Consider the following 17,943-nt stretch of genomic DNA (forward strand, 5'->3'; position numbering starts at 1 on the left):
CGCCCGCGCCTGCGCCCCTCATGCCTGCCTCTTTAATGACTGTCACGGGGCACCTCGCGTCCACGGCAGCCCTTGAGGATGCCGAAGTCGGCCCCGGTATCGGCCCCCTCGACCATGTCCACGAAGAGCTTGGAATAGCCGCTGGCGAACATCGGTGCCGCCGGCTGCCATGCGGCCAGACGGGCGGCCAGTTCGGCGTCACTGATGTCCAGATGGATGCGCCGGGCGGCCACGTCGAGTTCGATCATGTCGCCGGTGCGCACCACGGCCAGCGGTCCGCCCGCCGCCGCCTCCGGCGCGGTATGCAGCACGACGGTGCCATAGGCGGTGCCGGACATGCGCGCGTCGCTGATGCGGACCATGTCGGTGATCCCGCGGCGCAGCACCTTGGGCGGCAGGCCCATGTTGCCGACCTCGCTCATCCCCGGATAGCCCTTGGGGCCGCAGTTCTTCAGCACCATCACGCAGGTCTCGTCGATGTCGAGGTCCTCGTCCTCGATCCGCGCCTTGTAGTCGTCGATGTCCTCGAACACGACGGCGCGGCCGCGGTGCGTCATCAGGTGCGGACTGGCGGCGGAGGGTTTGAGCACCGCGCCGTTGGGTGCCAGATTGCCGCGCAGCACGGCGATGCCGCCGGAGGCTGCCAGCGCGCGTTCCACCGGCAGGATCACGTCGTCGTTCCAGTTCTGCGCGCCCGCGACCTCCGCGCCGATGGTGGTCCCCGACACGGTCAGCGCATCGTCGTGCAGCAGGCCCGCGTCGGACAGGCGTTTCAGCACCACGGGCAGGCCGCCGGCGTAGAAGAACTCCTCCATCAGGTACTTGCCCGACGGCATCAGGTTGACGATCGTCGGCACGTCGCGCCCGCAGCGGTCCCAGTCGTCCAGCGTCAGATCGACGCCGACCCGGCCCGCCAGCGCCAGCAGGTGGATGACCGCGTTCGTGGACCCGCCGATGGCGCCGTTGCAGCGGATCGCGTTCTCGAACGCCTGTTTGGTCATGATGTCGGACGGCTTCAGGTCGTCCTTGACCATCTGCACGATGCGACGACCTGTCATCTGCGCCATGACCCGGCGGCGGCTGTCGACGCCCGGGATCGCGGCGTTGCCGGACAGCGCCATGCCCAGCGCCTCGGCCATGCTGGCCATGGTGCTGGCGGTGCCCATCGTGTTGCAGGTGCCCGACGACCGGCTCATCGCCTGTTCGGCGGCGAGGAACTCGGCCTTGTCCATCTTGCCCGCCTTGATGTCCTCGCTCATCTGCCACAGCGCCGTGCCAGACCCCATGCGCTCGCCCTTGAACCAGCCGTTCAGCATCGGCCCGCCGGTGACGACGATGGACGGGATGTCGGTCGAGGCGGCCCCCATCATCAGGCTGGGTGTGGTCTTGTCGCAGCCGACCAGCAGCACGGCACCGTCGATGGGCTGGGCGCGCATCACCTCCTCGACCGCCATGGCGGCAAGGTTGCGGTACATCATCGCGGTGGGGCGGAACGTGTTTTCGGAGGCGCTGAACACCGGCACCTCGACGGGGAAACCGCCCGCCTCCCACACGCCGGCCTTCACCTTTTCCGCAAGCTCGCGCAGGTGCCCGTTGCAGGGCGTCAGGTCGGACCAGGTGTTCAGGATGCCGATGACGGGGCGCCCGTCGAACAGATCGTCCGGATAGCCCTGATTCTTCAGCCACCCCCGGTGATAGATGTTGTCGCGGCTCGTGCCGCCATACCACTCCTGAGACCGCAAAACACGGGGCCAAACAGCTGGGGTGAACGGCATGGTGATCCTCCTCGGATGGACGGCGACAGGCAGGGGCCCCGCGACGTGCGATCTATGGCCAGAGGGCCAGACAGGAGCAAGCGGTCGACGCGCCCCTCAGTGACTGTCCTTGAAGGCGGCCTGTGCCGCTGGTGTCGCCTCGGTCTGATGCTGCGACACCCAATCGTCGAAGGCCATGCCGTAGAACGCTTCGCGCCCTTCCGCTTTTGTCATCGGGATGCCGCGCGCCTCGGCGGCTTCCTGATACCAGCGGGACAGGCAGTTGCGGCAGAAACCGGCCAAGTTCATCAGGTCGATGTTCTGCACATCCGCCCTGTCCTGCATCAGGTGCTGCTGCAACCTGCGAAAGGCCGCCGCCTCGAGTTCCGTGCGTGTCGCGTCGTCCATCGTGTCACTCCTTCAAAGGGCGCTGTCGGCCAGCACCTGCGCCAGCAGCGGGGCCAGCCGCGCGGCCCACAGCGCCTGTCCTGCCGCGTCCGCGATCAGATCCTGCCGCACCTCGATCAGCAGGTTGGGGCGACCGTGCTGCAGGGCATGACGGTCGATGCTGTCGCCGGGCAGGTGCCCAGAATAGGGCTGGTTGTCGCCGGTCGTCCACCCCTGCGCCCGCGCCAGCGCAATGAAGGGTCGCGCCAAGCGGTCGTCGGCGGCATAGAGGACCGCCACGTCCCACGGACGGGGGGCGCGTCCCCGCAGTTGCGGGGTAAAGCTGTGGACGGCGCAGATCGCCGTATCGTCGCGCCGCGCCGCCATCCGGGCCACCGCGTCGTGATAGGGCCGGTGCAGGCGGTCCAGTCGCCGTGTCAGGTCGGCGGCATCGGCGCGGGCATTGGCGGGAATGACCGTGCCGTCATAGAGCTTCATCAGCAGCGTCGGGTCCTGTTCGCCGCGATTCGGATCGATCACCAGCCGCGAGAAGCGCGAGGCGACGACGGTGGCGCCCAGCGCCGCACCCAGCCCGAGTGCCACGCCCTCTGCCCCGATGTCATGGGCGATGTGGCGCTGCATCTCTGCCGCAGGCAGGCCCAGATCGCCGCCGTTCACCCAGTCCGGCACGATGTTGGTCGCGTGATCGCAGGTGATCAGCCAGCGTGACGGGCGCGGTGTGTCGATGATTTGATAGGCGTTTTCTGGCATGCGATCCGTCATTCTGTCGTCACCGCATTTAGGCATGTTGTGACGCGAAGTGAATTGCGCAATAAGGCTGCGACGGCGACGTTACCGCTAACATCGCGTGTCCAAAGCTGAAACAGGGACCCTTTTCCGATGAAACGCAACCGCAACGTCAAGATCGTCGCAACCCTTGGCCCGGCGTCGAACAGCTACGAGATGATCCGCAAGCTGCACGAGGCAGGCGCGGATGTGTTCCGCCTCAACATGTCCCACGGCAGCCACGACGAGATCCGCGTGCGCCACCATATGATCCGTCAGGTGGAAGAGGACCTCGGCAGCCCCATCGGCATCCTCGCCGACCTGCAGGGCCCGAAGCTGCGAGTCGGTGTGTTCGCCAACGGCGAGGAGGAATTGGTCGTGGGCGCGTCCTTCCGCCTCGATCTGGCGGATGTGCCGGGCGACGTGACCCGCGTGACCCTGCCGCACAAAGAGATCTTCGACGCGCTGGAGCCCGGCGCGCACCTGCTGGTGAACGACGGCAAGATCAAGCTGCGCGTCAAGGATTGTGGTGCGGACTTCGCCAACTGCGACGTGTTGGTGGGTGGCACGATTTCCAACCGCAAGGGCGTGAACGTGCCAGACGTGGTGCTGCCGCTGGCGGCGCTGTCTGACAAGGACCGCAAGGATCTGGAATTCGTGTGCGAGCTGGGCGTGGACTGGCTGGCGCTGTCCTTCGTCCAGCGCGCCGCCGACGTGGAAGAGGCGCGCGATCTGTGCCGTGGCCGCGCCGCGATCCTGTCCAAGATCGAGAAACCGAATGCCGTCAAGGTATTCGATGAGATCCTCGCGGTCAGCGACGGCATCATGGTCGCGCGCGGCGATCTGGGCGTCGAACTGCCGGTGCAGAACGTGCCCCCGATCCAGAAGCGGCTGGTGCGCAAATGCCGCGCCGCGGCCAAGCCGGTGATCGTGGCGACCCAGATGCTGGAATCGATGATCACCTCGCCCATGCCGACCCGTGCGGAAGTGTCCGACGTGGCGACCGCGATCTACGAGGGCGCGGACGCCATCATGTTGTCCGCCGAATCCGCCGCAGGGTCGTTCCCGATCGAGGCGGTCCAGACCATGGACAACGTCGCGGTGGAGGTCGAATCGGACCCCACCTATACCGAGATCATCGAAAGCAGCCGCAAGGTCGTGCGCGAATCCGTCGCCGACGGCATCGTGGCCGCCGCCCGCGAAATCGCCGAGACGGCCAACATCAAGGCCATCGTCTGCTTTTCCCAGCGTGGCAGGACGGCCCTGCTGGTGTCGCGCGAACGGCCCCGCGTGCCGATCCTCGCCCTGACGAACGAGGTTGATACCGCCCGCCGCCTGTCGCTGACCTGGGGAACGAACTGCGTGATGACCGGGCCGGTGGACCGGTTCAAGGATGCGGTGATCGGGGCCGTGCGTGCCGCAAAGGCGCAGGGCATGGCCGGCGAGGATGATCTGATCGTCGTGACCGCCGGCGTGCCGTTCAACACGCCGGGGTCCACCAACATCCTGCGCGTCGCCCCCTGTTCGGAACGATTGATCCACGCCGCCGCGTCGGAGTAGTCTGACCCTCATCACCGATGGCGAGGCGCCCACATGGATACGGATCTGATCTTTGTCGTGGGCGTCTTCATCGCGGTGCTGGCGGTGCCCGCGATCATCAGTGCCTTCATGGATGGTCGCGTCCCGCGCGCGCCTGCGCTGACGGTGGTCATCGCCGCGCTGATGATCGGCTATGCGGTGCGGGAACGTCCCATGACCTATACGGTCGAGGGCATTCCCGATGCGGTCCTGCGGGTCATCGCGACCTACATCCGCTGACCGCTTGTCTTTCCCACGGGCTGCGCCTATACGGCGCGCTCAACCCCCGCGCGTCCGGCCGAGATGGCATGCCGAGTCGCGCGTTTACCGCTACCCCAGAGGAGACGGAAATGCCGAAGATGAAGACGAAATCGAGCTGCAAAAAGCGGTTCTCCATGACGGCCTCCGGCCGGATCAAGGCAGGCCAGGCCGGCAAGCGGCACGGCATGATCAAGCGTACGACCAAGTTCATCCGCGATGCGCGTGGCACGACTTTGCTGTCAAAGGCTGATGAGAAGATCATCAAGCCGATGATGCCCTACGCTCGTTAAGGAGAATACGACATGCGCGTTAAAGGTGGTACCGTCACTCACCGTCGGCACAAGAAGGTTCTTGATGCCGCAAAAGGTTACTTCGACCGTCGCTCCAAGACGTTCAAGGTTGCCAAGCAGGCCGTCGACAAGGCCAACCAGTATGCGACCCGCGACCGGCACGTCCGTCGCCGGAACTTCCGCAGCCTGTGGATCCAGCGGATCAACGCCGGTGTGCGTTCCGTCGACGAGGCGATGACCTATTCCCGTTTCATCAACGGTCTGGCGCTGGCCGGGATCGAGGTGGACCGCAAGGTTCTGGCCGATCTGGCCGTGCACGAGCCCGACGCATTCGCGGCGATCGTGAACAAGGCGAAGGCCGCCCTGCCGGCCTGAACCTGATGCATCGCAGCACTGAAAGAGCCGCTCCGAAAGGGGCGGCTTTTTTCATGGGTGATTCGAAACTTTTCATCCAGATTTATGAGGTGTGCGGAAGATCAAGTGGAGAATTGACACCTAGGATGGGAAACGAGCGGGTTTCCATACTTTTTCCAAACCGGAAACAGTAACTAACCCACTTGTATTGCGATGTTTTCAACTCCGGCGGCAAGTCCGCGGCAATGCGCGTCAAAGTTGTCTGTAGACTCGTCGGCTCGCCTGTGTAGCAGACTGAAAATGCGCCCGTGTATTGGGTCGCATTTAAACAGGAGCTGGTTATGGCAAACTATGAGCTGTCGGTGCGTCCCTATGATGGAACGTTTGCGTCGTTGAACCTCGGGGGGTTGATCAACCAGAGTGTGCTGAACGGGATCAGGCCGTCGACGGGTGCTACAATCACCGACGACGACGGCATCCTCGGACCCGACGGCACGGCGACGTTTCGGCTTAACGATACCGACCCCCCGGAAGCGGTGACCTATATCGGGTCAGGCACCGTGTCGCTGGTCGGTGCGCTCGGGATCAGACTGTTTCCGCGCGACATCACCATCTTTCAGGCGGGGGACCAGATTTATTTCTATCTGCCGGAAGGCTTGCCGCCCCTGTCGACCGTCACCCTGTCGATCGAAATCGATCCGGACCGCACGCTGACGCTGCCGGGACTCGTGCCGTGTTTCGCGGGCGGCACGCGAATCCTGACCCGGCGCGGCAATATCCGGGTCGAGGATGTGCAGCCGGGCGATGCGGTCATCGACACGTCAGGTGCATCGCACGACGTGGTGTGGACCGGCAGCCGGCACATCAATCTGCACACGCTGTGCGAAGACAACTATCGCAAGCTGGTGCCGGTGCGGATCAGGGCCTCTCTGTTGCCGGACCATACGGCGGCGGACGATCTGGTCGTCTCGCAGCAGCACCGCATCTGCATCGCGCATCCGCTGACCGAAATGCTCTTCGGCATCGGGCCGTGCTTCGTTCCGGCCGTCGCGCTGATCGGCAAGCTGGCGGAACTGGCCACGGACATGACCGAGGTGACCTATCACCACATCATGTGCGCCAACCACGTTACCTTGCGCGCGAACGGGATACCGGCAGAAAGCCTGTTTCTGGGCGATATGCTGCGCGACGGCCTGCGTCCGGCGTTGCAGGACGAGCTGCGGCTGGTCTTTCCGCAGTTCGACAAGCTGGCCGGGGATCGGCGGCACGTCACGGCGCTGCCGACCCTCAAGACCTATGAGGCTGATCTGCTGGCCCGCATGGTCGCGCGATCCAGACGGCGCACCATCGCGCCCGCGGCCGGGTCCCGGCCCGCCTTGACGCCGGCCTTCGACTGAAGCCGGGCGGGGGGTGATGGGCGGTCCCGCCGGCACCCCCCGCTTGCGCCCAAGGGCGTCAGGCGCTAGCACCGTCGCGACCACGAGGGGACCGCGATGGACGATCTGAAGTCGAAATACCTGGGCCTGATTTCCGGTGCCTCCGACGAGGCGACGCTGGAGGATCTGCGCGTGCAGGCCCTTGGCAAGAAGGGCGAGATCAGCGCGCAGATGCGCGAGCTCGGCCGCATGTCGCCGGAAGAGCGTCAGACGGCGGGCCCCGCCCTGAACGCGCTGAAGGACGAGATCAACTCGGCGCTGATCGCCAAGAAGACGGCGCTTGGCGACGCGGCACTGGACGAGCGGTTGCGTAGCGAATGGCTGGACGTGACCCTGCCGGGGCGCACCCGCCGTCAGGGCACCATCCACCCGATCAGCCAGGTGACGGAAGAGGTCAGCGCGATCTTTGCCGACATGGGGTTCAGCGTCGCCGAAGGACCGCAGGTCGAAAGCGACTGGTACAACTTCGACGCCCTGAACATCCCCGGCCACCACCCGGCGCGGGCCGAGATGGACACCTTCTACATGGCGCGGGCCGCTGGCGACGACCGCCCGCCCGCCGTGCTGCGCACCCACACCAGCCCCGTGCAGATCCGCAGCATGGAGGCGCAGGGTGCACCGATCCGCGTGATCTGTCCGGGCCGCGTCTATCGCGCCGACTACGATCAGACCCATACGCCGATGTTCCACCAGATCGAAGGCCTCGCCATCGACAAGGCGATCAGCATGGCGAACCTGAAATGGGTGCTGGAAGAGTTCGTGAAGAGCTATTTCGAGGTCGATACCGTCGACATCCGCTTCCGCGCCTCGCACTTTCCGTTCACCGAGCCGTCGGCCGAGGTCGATATCCGCTGTTCCTGGGAAGGCGGCACGCTGAAGGTCGGTGAAGGCGACGACTGGCTGGAAATCCTCGGCTCCGGCATGGTCCACCCAAAGGTGCTGCAGGCCGCAAGGATCGACCCGACCCAGTGGCAGGGGTTCGCCTTCGGCATGGGCATCGACCGCATCGCGATGCTGAAATACGGCATCCCCGACCTGCGCGCCTTCTTCGACAGCGACCTGCGCTGGCTGCGCCACTACGGCTTTGCCGCACTGGACGTGCCGACGCTGCATGCGGGCCTCAGCCGATGAGCGATCCAAAGGACGACGACTACGACGCGATCGTGGACCTCAACGACCTGTATCCGGGTGCTGGCACCTTTCGCTTTGGCACGACCAAGGCGGAGTGTCAGGCGCAGATCGAACTGGTGCGCAAGGGACTTAAATCCGCCAACTGCGCCCCTTACCGCGAGTTGAAGGACGATCCTGACGCCATGCCCGTGGTCGGGCGCTGCGACATCGCGGCCAACTGGGGCGGCTCGCCCGCCCTTGTCGTGCGCACGGTGCGGGTGGAACACATCCGCTTCTGCGACGTGACCGAAGAGATGGCCGAGGCCGAAAGCAGCACCTACACGCTGCAGGGCTGGCAGACCTCGAAGGAAGCGTTCTTCAAGCGCAACGGCGGCTGGTCGCACGACATGCCGCTGGTGTTCGAGTTCTTCGAGCTGGTCGAGGATCTGGATGGCAGAAGCCTCTAGTCGCTACTGCGCGAGGATGTTCACGTCGAACCCGCCCGCGCTGACCGTCAGGCGGGCGAACGCGCCGCCCCGGTATTCCGCCTGCATCGCCAGAGACTTGAAGTTGAAGGGCGACAGGTGCCCTTTTCCAAGCACCACGCGATAGGAAATGTCGCAGGTCACGGTGCCGCCCGCATCGGCCATCGCGGTCGTCGCAATCTGCGCCACGCGGCGTCCGTCATAGAGCGCCATGGGATTGGGGCAGGTCGTCCCGTTCGCAAGCTGGCCGAACACCTCTGGCGGGGTAAGGGTGCCAGCCGGCACTGCGGTGGCCACCGACAGGTCGGTCATGTCGTCCGCAGGCATCACCGTCACGGTGGTCACGGTGCCGCCTGTTCGCGCATAGGCGATGTCGCGGGTCTTGGATCCCCGGTTGGCCCCCTGATAGCCGACCGTGTCGCCGCTGGCGGTCGCTGCCGCCTGAAACGTGCCGTCGGCCACGCCCAGCGGGGTGTTGTCCAGCGTGGACAGCAGGCTTGCGTTCGCACCCGACCCGGCAAAGGCGAGCGTGCCGATCTGCCGGTCGCCCAGCGTCAGGGCAAAGCTGCGGTCCTGTGCCTGTGCTGCGTTTGTCAGCAAGGTCAGGGCGATCGTCAAGGGCAGGCGGGTCATCATGGGGCCATCCAACGGCAAAGGGTTGCCACCTCCTACGCGTAGTCGTGGCGTTAGGCGATGACGGAGTGCGAGGCATCGGCTGTCATCCGCTAATCGAAGTGCAGCAGCGCCAGCACCCACAGGGTCAGCACACCGCCCGCTGCCAGCACATAGATCCCGTTCCATCCCAGTCCCGCGCGCAGCGGCGACACGCCGCCCAGTTTCGCCGCCAGCAGCACCGACGCGGTATAGGGCGATGTGGCCCCGCTCAACGCCCAGCCGCTGGTGATGGCGATGACCATGGCGGTGGGCGGGATGCCCATCGCGGCGGGCGTCGGCAGCAGCGGCACGAGCAGCGACACCGCGAGGATCGGGTTCATCCCGAGTTGCCCGGTCAGCGGGATCGCCCAGATCAGCGCCGTCAGGATCACCCAGGGCGGCACGCCCGCGAAATCCAGACCCTGCGCCTGCGCCAGCGGCACCAGCAGCACCGCGCCCAGACTGCCGATGAACCCCGCCATGAATAGCAGCACCAACTCCTCCCGGTAACCTGTCAGGTCGCGGGTGACGAAGCCGTGGACGCGGCTGCGGACATGGGCCGCACGCGTCAGGCCAGTCGGCGGGTCCTGCCGGGCCACCCAAATCAGCGCGATCAGCGGCACCAGTGCCATGACCGACCCGATGACCGTGACGCCGCCCGCCAGATGCACGACCCCCACGCTGGCCATGACCAGCGCCAACAGCAGCAGCAGCGGGCGCAGGCGCACCAGCCAGCTTTCCGTCGGACGGCGAGGCGGCTGGATCACCCGTGTCTTGTAGAGGGAATCCAGCGCCCACCCCACCACCAGCATCGCCAGCGCCGCAGCGATGCCGGGCAGGGCGGCTGCGACCCAGCTCGACCCTTCGACCACGGACAGGCCGATGATCATGGAAAATCCTAGCGGCGACCAGCACAGGGTCGATGCGAACCCGCGCTGGATCGCGATCATCATGCGCCGGGTGCGCTGCCTGCGGATGTCGGCGTCGGGTTCCTGCGCGTTGCTTTCGGTGGCCAGCGTGCCAAGGAGCGAGATGGCACCATAGATCAGGATCAGCCCGAACAGGTGCCCACCCAGCGTCAGCGCGGTATAGCGCAGGCCGGGCCGTTGACGCGCGAGGAACCGCCCGCAGGCCAAGATGCCGGGAGCCGTCATTGCCGCAGTCCGCATCGCGGCCATCGCGGTGAACAGCGCCATGACCAGTGCGCCGCGCTGCATCGCAATCAGCGTGACGTCGGCCCAGTCGCCGCGCGTGGCCGCCGCCCAGATCACCAGCGCAAGCCCGATGGCGACAAAGGCCAACCGCGCCGCGCGCACCCGCACCGCCAGTGCGGCCACGGCGAACGTCGCAAGCCAGGCCGCAGCGATGCCGAAGGGTGCAGCGCCCGTCCATTCCGACAGCACCATCAGTGCGACGACGCCCGCGGGCAGAATACCCACGCGGGCGAAACCGTCAGAGGGAGTGGGGGAGATCATCCTGCCTTGTTTGTCCGCAAGCGGGGCATTGTCAACGCAGCGGGCGATGTCGCGGGGATCAGTTCAGATCCTTGGTGAAATAGACCCGGTCGAAGCCATCTTCATGACGCCGCGCGACCGCCATATAGCCGAGCCGGGAATAGAGCGATACGTTCGCTGCCATGGCCGCGTTGGTATGGAGGTGCACTGAATCCAGACCCTTCAGGCGTGCGGCATCTTCACAGAATGCAATCAGACGGCGACCCAGCCCACGACCGGCGGCGTCGGGCCGGACGGCGACGGTGTCCAGATCCATCCGGAGGCTGGCGGTGCGAAAGACAATATAGCCCAGCACCGCGTCGTCCGCATCCGTCGCGACGAAAACCTCGCCCGCCGCGATCTGCGCGGCGATATCGGCCGTCATCGGCGCAGGTTTACGGCCGATCAGCGGGATGTAGGGGCTAAAGGCGCGCGCAGCGCAGTTTTCGAGCTGCGGCAGATCCAAAGCCGTCGCTGGCCTGATCGCCTTGTGGGTCATGTCCGTCATGTCGTTCAGACCGCTTGCGGATGACGCCCGCGCTGCGGCGTCCATCCTGCTGATCTCTTGGTCGGGCTGAGAGGATTCGAACCTCCGACCCCCTGCTCCCGAAGCAGGTGCGCTACCAGGCTGCGCTACAGCCCGACCGTGCTGCCTCGTAACCCCACGGTCCGCGTTTGACAAGGGGGTACGCAGGGCCGTCAATCCGCATCCGGCCGCCGCAGCGGTGCCCCGCGTCCGGGCAGGCCGCGCATCTGCGGACGTGTCGTCGTGAGGCGCTGCATCCGGGTCTGCTCTTGCGCCACGGCCGCGTCCAGTTCGGCGGGGCGGGGGCGCAGGGACGTGCCCGTTTCGAACCGCGACCGGGTGCGCAGGACGGGCGTGCCGCTGGTCGTGGACCGGCTTTCGCGCAACACGATGTACAGGCCCGATGCGATGATGACCGCGGCACCCAGCACGGTGGCCCCATCCGGCGTCTCGTCGAAGAACAGCATGCCGTAGGCCGTCGCCCACAGGATCTGACTGTATTGCATGGGGGCGACGATGACCGCTTCACCGGCCTTGTAGGCCGCGATGATGACCAGTCCCGCGACGAATGCGAAGGCCGAGATGACCGCAAGCATCCCCAGATGGGCCAGCGGCATCGGCTGATAGACCGTGCCAAGCAGCGCGCCCATCACCAGAAAGTTGCCGACCATGGGATAAAGCATCAGGACCATCGGCCGCTCCTCGGCCCCGATCTTGCGCACGATGATCGAAGTCAGCGAACCGCCGACGGCTGCGGCCAGGGCTGCAGCGTGCCCCAGTTCCAGTTGCGTGCTGCCGGGGCGCAACACGATCATGACGCCTGCAAGGCCGACCAGCACGGCCAGACCCCGGCGCAGGTGGATCTTTTCCCCCAGGATCGGCACCGCAAGCAGGGTGATGAGCAACGGCGACGCGAACAGGATCGCATAGACCTGCGCCAGCGGCAGCACGCTGAAGGCGTAGAAGGCGGTGAACCCGGTGATGACCGCCGCCACGGTGCGCGTCAGCATCCACCACGGGTGGCGCGGCTTCAGCGTGCCGGGGGTCGCGTCGCGCATCAGCGACAGGGTCGCCAGCGGGAACGACAGCAGGACGGAAAAGAACACGATCTGGATGGGCGAATAGCTGCTGCCCAGCACCTTGATGAACACGTCATGGGTGGCGAACACGCCGAAGGCCAGCAGGGCCAGCAATGCGCCACGGGCGTTGGATGACATGGGTGTTCCTCTCGGCTCCGGTGCCTCTGGCGTGGCCCCTGACCGGCATAGGGTCAAGGGCCGTTGCTGATCGCGGCGGCAGACCGCCGGGGGTCAGAGGCTGGCGTCGAGGGCGGCGAGGATCGCGTCGCCCATCTGGGTGGTGCTGATGGGGGAGCCACCCTCCGGCCCCAGCAGGTCTGCGGTGCGGGCACCGTCGGCCAGCACCTTTTCCACCGCGGCTTCCAGCCGGTCGGCCTCGGACCCTGCATCGAAGGAATAGCGCAGGGCCATGGCAAAGCTCAGGATGCAGGCGATCGGGTTCGCCTTGCCCTGACCGGTGATGTCGGGGGCCGACCCGTGGACGGGTTCATACAGCGCCTTGGGCCGCCCGTTCGCCATCGGCAGGCCGAGCGAGGCGGACGGCAGCATCCCGAGTGAGCCCGTCAGCATCGCGGCGGCATCCGACAAAAGGTCGCCGAACAGGTTGTCGGTCACGATCACGTCGAACTGCTTGGGGTTGCGCACCAGCTGCATCGCGCCGTTGTCCGCATACATGTGGCTCAGCTCGACATCCGCGTAATCCTTGGCGTGCACCTCGGTTACGACCTGACGCCACAGCACGCCGGATTCCATGACGTTGGCCTTTTCCATCGAACACACGCGGTTGTTGCGGCGGCGGGCCAGTTCGAACGCCGACCGCGCGACGCGGGCGATTTCGGATTCCGTGTAGCGCTGGGTGTTCACGCCCACACGCTCGTTGCCTTCGGTGTGGATGCCGCGCGGTTCGCCGAAATACACGCCAGAGGTCAGTTCGCGCACGATCATGATGTCGAGGCCCGCCACGATCTCGCGCTTGAGCGAGGAGAAGTCGGCCAGCGCGTCGAAGCACTGCGCCGGGCGCAGGTTCGAGAACAGGTCCATCTCCTTGCGCAGGCGCAGCAGGCCGCGTTCCGGCTTCACGCTGAAGTCGAGGTCGTCGTAGGCGGGCCCGCCCACGGCACCGAGCAGGACGGCGTCCACTTCCTGCGCCTTCGCCATCGTGTCGTCGTGCAGCGGCGTGCCGTGCTTGTCATAGGCGCAGCCGCCGACCAGATCCTCGGTCACGTCGAAGGGCATGTCGCGCTTGTCGCCATACCACGTGATGATGCGCTTCACCTCGGCCATGACTTCGGGACCGATGCCGTCGCCGGCCAGGATGAGGAGGGTGGGGTTCGCCATGAGAGGTGTCCTGCGCTGCAAAGGGGTTGTCCCCGCGTAACGCCAAGGCGGTGCGGTTTCAAGCCGCAGGCGGCGTCAGCGCGACAGGTCCACCCAGACCAGCCGGTGCGGACCCGCCGCATTCGCCATCGCAGCGTCGGGATCGTCGGGGGCGGGCCAGAACACGCCGCTGTCCGTCACGGTGAAGCCAGCGGTGGGCATGACGTAACTGACCCGCAGGTTGCCGGGGGCACCGTCGGGCCAGTCGGCGGTGTCCAGCGCGGGATTGCCGGCGTGGTCCGCATCCGCCGCAGCCATCCCGCCCGCGCTGCGCGGTTCCGGGTCGGTCAGGCGCGGATCGGACAGGAACCCCACCATCACGTCGCGCAGCCCGTCGCCGTCGGCGGGGTCGAGGTTGGCATTGCCGACGATCACCGCGTCCTGCGGCGCCGGACCGTGCAACCCGTCCAGCACCTGTGCCCACAGCCGCACCTCGTCGGCGTTGCGCAGACCGTTGCGATCCTCTGGCCCGTCGAACACCGGGGGAGTCGCGGAAAACGCCATGATCGTGACGGGGCCATTCGGGGCGGCGACGGGCACGATCCAGTGGCCGGTGGTGGACAGGCGCTGGGTGGCGGCGATGTCCTCGGTCCACAGGGGACCTTCGGGCAACGTGGCCCCGGCCATGTCGCGCCACAGCAGGGACGACAGGTCGCGCACGGCGTCCGTCTGCACCGGCCAACGCGACAGCAGCGCCATGCCGCCCGCGCCGTTAAAGGTGCCATAGCCCTGCGCATCGCGTGCGTCGCCCAGGTACCCGTTCCCGTCCAGATCGAGGCCCGTCGCCATCCCCGTGTTGGGCCGCAGCGCAAACGCATGGGCGAACCCCATCCGGTCCGCCAGCGCATCAAGCGCCAGACCGTCCGCGTCGAAGTCCACATCGGTCAGCAGCAGGATGTCGGGGTTCACCTGCGCCACGATCGCCACCACGGCGTCGATCTGCACATCCGCGCGCCCCAGATCGCGCAGCATCAGCCCCGGCCCGTCCCGCCCCAGCGGAGCGGCGAATGTGGCGATGCGCATGTCCTCTGCCGCGGCGGGGGCCGCCAGCAGCAGACACAGGATCAGGTGGGCAACATGCCGTTTGCCGCCGCCTGCGCATAGTTTCGCCTGCGCTGGGAATGGATCATGCCGGCGACCCTGTGCAGGGCGATGCCGCGCATCATCAGACTTGCAGGTAGAATGGCCCATGCGCTGACGATCCAGATCAGTGAATGTGGTTCGGTCATGGCAAACGGGGCCATGAACAGCGACGCCACCTTGCCAGCGGCAGGAAACACGAACGGCAGCAGAAAGCCAAGGATCAGGTTCACCTGTCCGTCGCGCTGCAGACGCGCGACGATGTCGCCGCCCGCGGTGGGGTCGAACATCGGCAGGTTCACCCAGACGTTGAAGGCGCCGTTGCGTGCGGGCCAGTGATGGGCCCCCAGCATCGCCGCAAAGATCAGCGTCGATCCCAGCGCCACCACATAGGACAGCCCGGTGGCCATGCGCAGCACGTCCAGCACGGCGGGATCGGTCCCGGCGGGCATCATCAACAGCATCAGGCGCACGGGCGAAAAGGGAAAGTCGAGGGCGTAGCCGATCCGCTCGGCCAGCAGATGCATCAGACGCGTGAGCGTCGAGGGCGCCTCGATCCCGCGCAGGATCAGCGACAGGATCAACACGATCGCGGTCAGGGCGATGAACCGCAGCCGGTTGAAAGGTGGGGCGCTGCGGAATTCGACGAAGCTGGGGCTGGCGACGGTGTATTCGATCACGATGAATGTGGCGGCGAACAGGCTGACGAGTGCCAGCACCTGCAACCCGGCGACGCCGGTCATGGGCAACAGAAGGGATGGCAGCGCAATGACGGTCATGACGCAGACTGCGCGCATCAAGGCGCCGGGTAGGGCCGTTGTCACTGCCTTCACGTCCTTTGCCCGGTCTGCGACGATACTGTGCCGTCGCACTGTCCCGAGTTCTGCCCCCGCACGTGGCGAAGTCTGCCTCATTTCTGCCATAATCTTGCCTCGATCACCGATGCTGCACAACATGCGGTTAACATTAGTTAATTATACGAGGCATTTTGAGGGCGCGGGTGGTGCGGCTTTGCAACCGTTTCGCGGTGCGGCTGGGGCGATGCGGGGTCGCACCACAAGATGATGGGGCCGGACTGATCCGACCCCATAGAGGCATTTCAACTGTGTCGATGGCGGTGTCAGACCCAGGGGCGCGACGTCGCGGCCTGATCTTCGAACGCGGTGATCGAGGCGACCTTTTCCATGGTCAGGCCGATGTCGTCCAGACCGTTCATCAGGCAATGCTTCTTGAAGGCATCAACGTCGAAGTGGAACACCTCGCCATCCGACGACGTGATCGTCTGCGCCTCCAGATCGACGGCGATGCGGGCGTTGGAGCCCTTCTCGGCATCCTTCATCAGCACATCGACCTGGTCCTGCGGCAGCGCGATCGGCAGAATGCCGTTCTTGAAGCAGTTGTTGTAGAAGATGTCGGCAAAGCTGGGTGCGATGACGCAGCGGATGCCGAAATCCTTGATCGCCCACGGCGCGTGTTCGCGGCTCGATCCGCAGCCGAAGTTGTCGCCCGCGACGATGATTTCCGCCTCGCGGTACTGCGGCTTGTTCAGCACGAAATCCGCGATCTCGTTGCGGTCATCGTCATAGCGCATCTCGTCGAACAGGTTCACGCCCAGCCCCGACCGCTTGATGGTCTTCAGGAACTGCTTGGGGATGATCATGTCCGTGTCGATGTTGATCAGCGGCAGGGGGGCCGCGATGCCGCTGAGCGTGGTGAACTTGTCCATTACATCATCTCCCGCACGTCGGTCAGGTGACCGGTGATCGCAGCGGCGGCGGCCATCTGCGGTGACATCAGGTGGGTGCGTCCGCCGCGGCCCTGACGGCCTTCGAAGTTGCGGTTGGACGTCGCGGCACAGCGTTCGCCGGGGGCGAGCTGGTCGGGGTTCATGGCAAGGCACATGGAACAGCCCGCCATCCGCCATTCAAACCCTGCGTCGATGAAGATCTGCGCCAGACCTTCCTCTTCAGCCTGCGCACGGACCAGACCCGATCCGGGGACGACCATGGCGCGGCTGACGGCGATCTTCTTGCCTTTCAGGATGGCGGCGGCGGCGCGCAGATCCTCGATCCGGCCGTTGGTGCAGGACCCGATGAACACCGTGTCGATCTTGATGTCCGACAGCGGCGTGCCGGCGGTCAGACCCATGTAGTCGAGGCTGCGCTGTGCCGCATCGACCTTGCCACCGGTGAATTCGTCGGGCGACGGCACGGTGGCGGTGATCGGCAGCACGTCCTCGGGCGAGGTGCCCCATGTGACGGACGGCGCGATATCCTCGCCCTTCAGCGTCACGACCTTGTCCCAGTGGGCGTCGTCGTCGGAATAGAGCGTCTTCCACCACGCCAGCGCGGCTTCCCACTGCGCACCCTTCGGCGCGTGCGGACGACCGTTGCAATAGGCGAACGTCTTCTCGTCCGGCGCGATCAGGCCGGCGCGTGCGCCGCCCTCGATCGCCATGTTGCAGACGGTCATGCGGCCTTCCATCGACAGGTCGCGGATCGCCTCGCCGCAATACTCGATGACATAGCCGGTGCCGCCCGCCGTGCCGGTCTTGCCGATCACGGACATTGTGATGTCCTTGGCGGTAACACCGGGGCGCAGCTTGCCGGTGATCTCGACCTTCATGTTCTTGGCGCGGCGCTGGATCAGCGTCTGGGTCGCCAGCACATGCTCGACCTCACTCGTGCCGATGCCATGGGCGAGGGCACCGAAGGCACCGTGCGTCGCAGTGTGGCTGTCGCCGCAGACCACGGTCATGCCGGGCAGGGTCCAGCCCTGCTCGGGTCCGACGATATGCACGATGCCCTGACGGACGTCGCTGACGGGATAGTAGTGCAGACCGAACTCGCGCGCGTTCGTGTCGAGCGCTGCGACCTGGATGCGGCTGTCTTCGGTCATGGTCGCGGCGTTGGCGCGGTCCAGCGTGGTGGGCACGTTGTGGTCGGGCACGGCGATGGTCTTGTCCGGTGCGTGGACCTTGCGACCCGTCATGCGCAAGCCTTCAAAGGCCTGCGGGCTGGTGACTTCGTGCACCAGATGGCGGTCGATATACAGAAGGCAGGTGCCGTCGTCGGCCTCGTGGGCGACGTGGGCATCCCAGATCTTGTCGTAGAGCGTCTTGGGGGACATGGTGTCCTCTCCCATAATGATGATGTTGGGGTCAGGCGTGATGCGGGTGCCGTTGCACCGCGCGCATCATAGATGGGCGAGGATCGTGCAGGTCGCGCCAAAGAACCGCCAAGGCAGCCGCGCGCGATCATCCATGTCGAATATCGGTATCATAGGGCGTGCAG

At 66.0% G+C, this 17,943-nt stretch carries 19 protein-coding genes and 1 tRNA gene; 7 read left to right on the forward strand and 13 right to left on the reverse strand.

All coding sequences use genetic code 11. The annotated features are described in order from the left end of the window. Positions 1–32: 32 nt before the first annotated feature. The 3 genes from araD to BMX16_RS09115 form a co-directional block, all read right to left on the reverse strand. Positions 33–1,775 carry an L-arabinonate dehydratase gene (gene araD / locus BMX16_RS09105; protein WP_089898362.1) on the reverse strand — a complete coding sequence of 581 codons (1,743 nt, stop codon included), beginning with the start codon at positions 1,773–1,775 and terminating at the stop codon, positions 33–35. Between the two features lie 96 nt (positions 1,776–1,871). Beyond that, positions 1,872–2,162: a DUF1244 domain-containing protein gene (locus BMX16_RS09110; protein ID WP_089902085.1), complete on the reverse strand. Its 291-nt coding sequence runs from the start codon at positions 2,160–2,162 to the stop codon at positions 1,872–1,874. A 12-nt stretch (positions 2,163–2,174) separates the two neighbouring features. After that, positions 2,175–2,912 (reverse strand): N-formylglutamate amidohydrolase, encoded by a 738-nt coding sequence (locus BMX16_RS09115; RefSeq protein WP_089902088.1) that lies wholly within the window; start codon positions 2,910–2,912, stop codon positions 2,175–2,177. A 129-nt stretch (positions 2,913–3,041) separates the two neighbouring features. On the opposite strand from BMX16_RS09115, the gene pyk reads away from it, so the two are divergent. The 7 genes from pyk to BMX16_RS09150 all read left to right on the forward strand — a co-directional run bounded on the left by pyk (position 3,042) and on the right by BMX16_RS09150 (position 8,423). Next, on the forward strand, positions 3,042–4,487 hold the full coding sequence (pyk, locus tag BMX16_RS09120) for a pyruvate kinase (protein WP_089902090.1): 1,446 nt from the start codon (positions 3,042–3,044) through the stop codon (positions 4,485–4,487). A 33-nt stretch (positions 4,488–4,520) separates the two neighbouring features. Then, positions 4,521–4,745 (forward strand): hypothetical protein, encoded by a 225-nt coding sequence (locus BMX16_RS09125; protein ID WP_089902093.1) that lies wholly within the window; start codon positions 4,521–4,523, stop codon positions 4,743–4,745. Positions 4,746–4,855: 110 nt separating this feature from the next. Further along, complete coding sequence (rpmI, locus tag BMX16_RS09130) at positions 4,856–5,056, forward strand: 50S ribosomal protein L35 (RefSeq protein ID WP_089902097.1); 201 nt, start codon at positions 4,856–4,858, stop codon at positions 5,054–5,056. A gap of 12 nt (positions 5,057–5,068) precedes the next feature. Then, positions 5,069–5,431, forward strand: coding sequence for a 50S ribosomal protein L20 (gene rplT / locus BMX16_RS09135; RefSeq protein ID WP_089902100.1), 363 nt, complete (start codon positions 5,069–5,071; stop codon positions 5,429–5,431). Positions 5,432–5,751: 320 nt separating this feature from the next. Continuing rightward, positions 5,752–6,807: a Hint domain-containing protein gene (locus tag BMX16_RS09140; protein ID WP_089902102.1), complete on the forward strand. Its 1,056-nt coding sequence runs from the start codon at positions 5,752–5,754 to the stop codon at positions 6,805–6,807. 96 nt (positions 6,808–6,903) lie between these two features. Next, positions 6,904–7,977, forward strand: coding sequence for a phenylalanine--tRNA ligase subunit alpha (gene pheS / locus BMX16_RS09145; RefSeq protein ID WP_089902105.1), 1,074 nt, complete (start codon positions 6,904–6,906; stop codon positions 7,975–7,977). Continuing rightward, positions 7,974–8,423: an ASCH domain-containing protein gene (locus BMX16_RS09150; protein WP_089902108.1), complete on the forward strand. Its 450-nt coding sequence runs from the start codon at positions 7,974–7,976 to the stop codon at positions 8,421–8,423. The genes pheS and BMX16_RS09150 overlap by 4 nt, the downstream gene beginning before the upstream one ends. Positions 8,424–8,426: 3 nt before the next feature. Here BMX16_RS09150 and BMX16_RS09155 read toward each other — a convergent pair whose 3' ends face one another. The 10 genes from BMX16_RS09155 to leuC form a co-directional block, all read right to left on the reverse strand. After that, positions 8,427–9,077, reverse strand: coding sequence for a hypothetical protein (locus BMX16_RS09155; RefSeq protein ID WP_089902112.1), 651 nt, complete (start codon positions 9,075–9,077; stop codon positions 8,427–8,429). An 89-nt stretch (positions 9,078–9,166) separates the two neighbouring features. Further along, positions 9,167–10,534, reverse strand: coding sequence for a hypothetical protein (locus BMX16_RS09160; RefSeq protein ID WP_218139858.1), 1,368 nt, complete (start codon positions 10,532–10,534; stop codon positions 9,167–9,169). Positions 10,535–10,628: 94 nt separating this feature from the next. Further along, positions 10,629–11,087, reverse strand: coding sequence for a GNAT family N-acetyltransferase (locus BMX16_RS09165; RefSeq protein WP_177174619.1), 459 nt, complete (start codon positions 11,085–11,087; stop codon positions 10,629–10,631). A gap of 67 nt (positions 11,088–11,154) precedes the next feature. After that, positions 11,155–11,231 (reverse strand) — tRNA-Pro (locus tag BMX16_RS09170). A 56-nt stretch (positions 11,232–11,287) separates the two neighbouring features. Further along, positions 11,288–12,331 (reverse strand): DMT family transporter, encoded by a 1,044-nt coding sequence (locus BMX16_RS09175; RefSeq protein WP_089902121.1) that lies wholly within the window; start codon positions 12,329–12,331, stop codon positions 11,288–11,290. A 93-nt stretch (positions 12,332–12,424) separates the two neighbouring features. Further along, positions 12,425–13,531: a 3-isopropylmalate dehydrogenase gene (leuB, locus tag BMX16_RS09180; RefSeq protein WP_089902125.1), complete on the reverse strand. Its 1,107-nt coding sequence runs from the start codon at positions 13,529–13,531 to the stop codon at positions 12,425–12,427. A gap of 75 nt (positions 13,532–13,606) precedes the next feature. Further along, the gene (locus BMX16_RS09185) at positions 13,607–14,593 is read right to left on the reverse strand and encodes an endonuclease/exonuclease/phosphatase family protein (RefSeq protein ID WP_177174620.1); all 987 of its coding nucleotides are present in this window, start codon (positions 14,591–14,593) and stop codon (positions 13,607–13,609) included. A gap of 41 nt (positions 14,594–14,634) precedes the next feature. After that, entirely contained in the window at positions 14,635–15,429 is a 795-nt protein-coding gene (locus BMX16_RS09190) for a hypothetical protein (RefSeq protein ID WP_245731452.1), read from the reverse strand. A 341-nt stretch (positions 15,430–15,770) separates the two neighbouring features. Next, the gene (leuD, locus tag BMX16_RS09195; RefSeq protein WP_089902128.1) at positions 15,771–16,376 is read right to left on the reverse strand and encodes a 3-isopropylmalate dehydratase small subunit; all 606 of its coding nucleotides are present in this window, start codon (positions 16,374–16,376) and stop codon (positions 15,771–15,773) included. Next, on the reverse strand, positions 16,376–17,779 hold the full coding sequence (gene leuC / locus BMX16_RS09200; RefSeq protein WP_089902375.1) for a 3-isopropylmalate dehydratase large subunit: 1,404 nt from the start codon (positions 17,777–17,779) through the stop codon (positions 16,376–16,378). Before leuC ends, leuD begins: the two co-directional genes overlap by 1 nt. Positions 17,780–17,943 lie beyond the last annotated feature (164 nt).

The sequence above is a fragment of the Loktanella fryxellensis genome, from assembly GCF_900110065.1.
Taxonomy (GTDB): Bacteria; Pseudomonadota; Alphaproteobacteria; order Rhodobacterales; family Rhodobacteraceae; genus Loktanella; species Loktanella fryxellensis.

What these genes read in the sequence shown, in the direction of transcription:
- rpmI (WP_089902097.1), top strand. Translation starts at nt 4,856, where the DNA reads ATGCCGAAGATGAAGACGAAATCGAGCTGCAAAAAGCGGTTCTCCATG.
- pyk (WP_089902090.1), top strand. Translation starts at nt 3,042, where the DNA reads ATGAAACGCAACCGCAACGTCAAGATCGTCGCAACCCTTGGCCCGGCG.
- BMX16_RS09190 (WP_245731452.1), bottom strand. Translation starts at nt 15,429, where the DNA reads ATGACCGTCATTGCGCTGCCATCCCTTCTGTTGCCCATGACCGGCGTC.
- BMX16_RS09185 (WP_177174620.1), bottom strand. Translation starts at nt 14,593, where the DNA reads ATGCGCATCGCCACATTCGCCGCTCCGCTGGGGCGGGACGGGCCGGGG.
- leuB (WP_089902125.1), bottom strand. Translation starts at nt 13,531, where the DNA reads ATGGCGAACCCCACCCTCCTCATCCTGGCCGGCGACGGCATCGGTCCC.
- pheS (WP_089902105.1), top strand. Translation starts at nt 6,904, where the DNA reads ATGGACGATCTGAAGTCGAAATACCTGGGCCTGATTTCCGGTGCCTCC.
- BMX16_RS09175 (WP_089902121.1), bottom strand. Translation starts at nt 12,331, where the DNA reads ATGTCATCCAACGCCCGTGGCGCATTGCTGGCCCTGCTGGCCTTCGGC.
- leuD (WP_089902128.1), bottom strand. Translation starts at nt 16,376, where the DNA reads ATGGACAAGTTCACCACGCTCAGCGGCATCGCGGCCCCCCTGCCGCTG.
- BMX16_RS09110 (WP_089902085.1), bottom strand. Translation starts at nt 2,162, where the DNA reads ATGGACGACGCGACACGCACGGAACTCGAGGCGGCGGCCTTTCGCAGG.
- BMX16_RS09150 (WP_089902108.1), top strand. Translation starts at nt 7,974, where the DNA reads ATGAGCGATCCAAAGGACGACGACTACGACGCGATCGTGGACCTCAAC.
- rplT (WP_089902100.1), top strand. Translation starts at nt 5,069, where the DNA reads ATGCGCGTTAAAGGTGGTACCGTCACTCACCGTCGGCACAAGAAGGTT.
- BMX16_RS09125 (WP_089902093.1), top strand. Translation starts at nt 4,521, where the DNA reads ATGGATACGGATCTGATCTTTGTCGTGGGCGTCTTCATCGCGGTGCTG.
- BMX16_RS09165 (WP_177174619.1), bottom strand. Translation starts at nt 11,087, where the DNA reads ATGACCCACAAGGCGATCAGGCCAGCGACGGCTTTGGATCTGCCGCAG.
- BMX16_RS09115 (WP_089902088.1), bottom strand. Translation starts at nt 2,912, where the DNA reads ATGCCAGAAAACGCCTATCAAATCATCGACACACCGCGCCCGTCACGC.
- BMX16_RS09155 (WP_089902112.1), bottom strand. Translation starts at nt 9,077, where the DNA reads ATGATGACCCGCCTGCCCTTGACGATCGCCCTGACCTTGCTGACAAAC.
- leuC (WP_089902375.1), bottom strand. Translation starts at nt 17,779, where the DNA reads ATGTCCCCCAAGACGCTCTACGACAAGATCTGGGATGCCCACGTCGCC.
- araD (WP_089898362.1), bottom strand. Translation starts at nt 1,775, where the DNA reads ATGCCGTTCACCCCAGCTGTTTGGCCCCGTGTTTTGCGGTCTCAGGAG.
- BMX16_RS09140 (WP_089902102.1), top strand. Translation starts at nt 5,752, where the DNA reads ATGGCAAACTATGAGCTGTCGGTGCGTCCCTATGATGGAACGTTTGCG.